A 540-nucleotide genomic window follows, 5' to 3' on the forward strand; every position below is an offset into this window, starting at 1 on the left:
CAATCGTGAGAAAGAAAATGGGTACAGGATTGTGATAGTCAGCAGGGGGTTCATTACCTTGGTAGTAGGGTGCATAGTGGGGATTCATAACGTCCAAATCAAGTGTTAAATCGGCCAAGTCTCCGGGGATCGCGTCAAAGAAAATAACCTTACCCTTTTGTCCCATAGCTCCAAAGATAAGCCGCCAATCCTTAACCCTAATTCCCTTCCCATTTAGTTCAGTCTCATCCATCTGTTTCAAATTCATTTGCCGCAAAGGTGCATCAACCGCCAAAGCATCATCCTTTTTGAGCTGCTCAAGCCAATGATTTTTATCCTTATCTTCTTCACTGAGTAGATACTGCTCTAGCTTTTCAAGCGGCGTTGGTATCTTATTTGCCTTACGTTCATTACATACATCCAGTGGTAGTGGTGGAACCCCGAGTTTCTCGGCAATTTGAAACAAGCCATAAGTACGAGCCAAGCCTTTGAGCGCACTGCCCGGCAAGATGGGAAAGCCATAAATGCGGTGCAAGCAGATGTTTGTTTCTAAGATACTTT

The 540-nt window shown here is 44.4% G+C and carries 1 protein-coding gene; it reads right to left on the reverse strand.

Annotated elements, in window-relative coordinates:
* On the reverse strand, positions 1–540 hold a 540-nt coding region (cmr6, locus tag NZ585_15145; protein ID MCS7081364.1), incomplete at both ends, for a type III-B CRISPR module RAMP protein Cmr6.

Source organism: Chloracidobacterium sp. (genome assembly GCA_025057975.1).
In the GTDB taxonomy this organism is placed as follows: Bacteria; Acidobacteriota; Blastocatellia; order Chloracidobacteriales; family Chloracidobacteriaceae; genus Chloracidobacterium.